The 3,344-nt window shown below is 43.3% G+C and carries 1 protein-coding gene; it reads left to right on the forward strand.

The features are described 5' to 3' along the window. Window positions 1-3,344: beta strand repeat-containing protein (locus AOC33_RS09045; protein WP_180738134.1), on the forward strand; the 3,344-nt coding region annotated here is incomplete at both ends.

Consider the following 3,344-nt stretch of genomic DNA (forward strand, 5'->3'; position numbering starts at 1 on the left):
CAACACTGGCTCAACAGTAGCTGGCGGCAATAACAGCCTGACCATCACAGGTAATGCTGATGTGGATGGCGCAATCACTGGTGTAACAAACCTATCTGTTTCAGGTACATCAAACCTTGGTGCTAACGTCACAACAACAGGTACACAGACTTATAGCGGTGCTGTGACTTTAGATGCAGATGTTGTATTGAGCACAAACAATAACAACATCACGTTTGCTGAAGCCATCACTGGCTCAGGTAAAGATTTAACCGTGTCAACAGGTAGTGGGGCTATTACTTTAGTTAATGTTGGTACCAGCTTGGCTCCTTTGGGTGATATTGTGCTTAATAGCTCTCGCGCAACCAATTTAAATGGTGCCGTCTATGCAGCAAATCTTGAAACAGACTCAAGCGGCACAGGAACCGAAAAAATTGTAATCAATGGTGGCCTTGTAAAAACCACTGGTACTCAAACCTACCGTGAATCGATGACCTTAGGTGATGACACAATTCTGGATGGATCAATAATCAACACAAGAAAATCCATTAATGGTTCCGACTTTAGTCTGACCATCACAGGTCATGCTGATATTGATGGTGTGATAACTGGTGTCATGAACTTCTCTGTATCTGGAGATTCAAACATAGGCGCTAATATCACAACTACTGGCACACAGATTTATACAGGTCCTGTGACCCTATCTGGTGGTGCTCGTACTTTAACCACAACTGATAGCCAGATCACTTTCAGCGATATTGTTAATAGTGAAGCTAGCCAAGCTCGTGCTCTAACCATCGACGTGGGTTCGAGTAAGGTAGAGTTCAACGGTGTTGTAGGTGGTGTTACTGGTGGGGGTTTAGGTGCAATTACTATCACCGGTAACCTAGACCTTAATAACGCTATCGCTAATGCAGTCAGATTGAGCGTATCAGGTACATCTGATCTAGCTGCCAATGTGACCACTTCAGGGACACAGACTTACTCAGGTGCTGTGACTTTAGATGCAGATGTTGTATTGAGCACAAACAATAACAACATCACGTTTGCTGAAGCCATCACTGGCTCAGGTAAAGATTTAACGGTATCAACTGGTATCGGGGCTATTACTTTAGTTAATGTTGGTACCAGCTTGGCTCCTTTGGGTGATATTGTGCTTAATAGCTCTCGCGCAACTAATTTAGATGGTGCCGTCTATGCAGCAAACCTTGAAACAGACTCAAGCGGCACAGGAACTGGAACTATTGCGATCAATGGTGGCCTTGTCCACACAACTGGGTCTCAAACTTATCGTGAAGCGATGACCTTGGGTGATGACACAACTTTGACTGGGTCGACCGTTAACACAAGAAAATCCATTAATGGTTCCGACTATAGTCTGACCATCACAGGTCATGCTGATATTGATGGCGCCATTACTGATTTGGTAGACCTATCTATTTCAGGTACTTCAAACCTTGGTGCTGACATTACATTAACCGGTACACAGTCTTATTCAGGTGCTGTGACTATTTCAAATAATATTGAGTTAATTACAACCTCTGGAGACATTAATTTTGCATCAACGGTTAATGGTGCCAAGACGTTGACCTTAGTAACTGGTAATGCTGGCTCAGTGACTGTGACTGGAGCTGTTGGTGGATCTGCTGGTCTTACTGGACTTAATGTCACCACGGATGTTCTAGCTGCTAATGCTATCAATTTTGCTAATAACGGCATCCTAGATATCACTATTACAGGAGATAGCGTCATTAATGGCGTTATTTCAGGAACTGGTATTAGCTTTGATAAGTCGGGTGTTGGCACCTTGACCTTGAATGGCAACAATACTTACGGTGGTATAACAAGTATCAATGCTGGTACGCTTAAATTAGGTCATGCAAATGCTTTAGGTTCAACAGCTAGTGGCTCAGGAACTGTTGTTAATGCAAATTCAACACTTGATCTTAATGGACTAAGCATCACTGAGCCTGTCACATTGAACGGTGGCCGATTCATCAATGGTACGTTGGCGGGTTCAATGAACTTAACAGCTGATAGTATTCTTGAGGCTTCATCTGGTGAAACAGAGGTCGAAGGCATTATCTCAGGCAACTTTGGCTTAACCATTACTGGTAACGGCACCTTAACACTAAGCGGTAATAACACCTACACTGGCCTTACCAATATTTCATCAGGTACTTTGAGAATTACTCATGCCAATGCTCTAGGCTCAGCATCTGGATCTACAACTATTGCCAGCGGCGCAACTCTTGATCTAGTGAACGTTGCAGTTGCTTCTGAAAACTTAGTCATCAATGGCGGCACATTAAAAGACGCAACCAGCAGTTGGGGTGGCAACATCACATTAAGTGGTAATACTACTTTTGACATTACAACGGGTGATGATCTAACGATTCATGGTGTGATTTCTGGAACTGGTTCTTTAAATAAGATCAGCGGTGGATTTTTAATATTCACCAATACAAATACCTACACTGGCTCGACTACAGTGACAGCTGGTAAGTTGTCATTGGCAGTTAATAATCTAACTAATACTGTTGGTTCTATTGCTGAATCTGCCAAAGTGATTGCTAATGGCACATTTGATATCAGTGGTGTAACAACCGATACAACGATCAAGAGTCTATCTGGTTCTGGCTCAGTTGTACTAGGCGCTAAAGATTTGAACTTGAGTGCTGCTAACGATACTTTTAGCGGTGTGATCGGTGGTACAGGGGCGTTGACTTTAGTAAGCGGCTCTCAAACTCTATCTGGCGCCAATACCTACTCAGGTATTACGACGATTACTGATGGCACATTATTCTTAAGTGGATCTGGTTCAGTTTCTGACTCTGCCAAATTGGTGGCTAACGGCACATTTGATATCAGTGGTGCAACATCAGCAGTCAATGTTAAGAGCTTGAGTGGCTCAGGCTTAGTCAATTTAGGTTCTCAAGATTTAACCTTGACTGCTGCCAATGATGATTTTGCTGGCGTGATTGGTGGTAACGGTGACATAACTCTCAGTGCTGGTACTCAGACTTTCTCGGGCGCTAATACATACACTGGTCAGACTTTGGTTAATGGCGGCACTTTAGTTGTTACTCATAATGGCGGCCTAGGTGCAACAACTGCTGGCACATCAATTGCTGCTGGGGCCACTTTAGATCTAAAAAATGTGACTATCGATGCTGAATCAATTAATTTGGCTGCTGGAACATTAACAACAACATCCGGCGCGAGCTCATTAGTAGGTTCAATTAGCTTAAGTGATGACGCTACGATAGCAGTATCAGGGACCCAGTTGACTCTATCAGGCGCAATTTCAGGAATTGGTTTTGATATCACTAAAAATGGCTCAGGCAATCTAGTTCTATCAGGCA

This window comes from Polynucleobacter cosmopolitanus (assembly GCF_002224225.1).
In the GTDB taxonomy this organism is placed as follows: Bacteria; Pseudomonadota; Gammaproteobacteria; order Burkholderiales; family Burkholderiaceae; genus Polynucleobacter; species Polynucleobacter cosmopolitanus.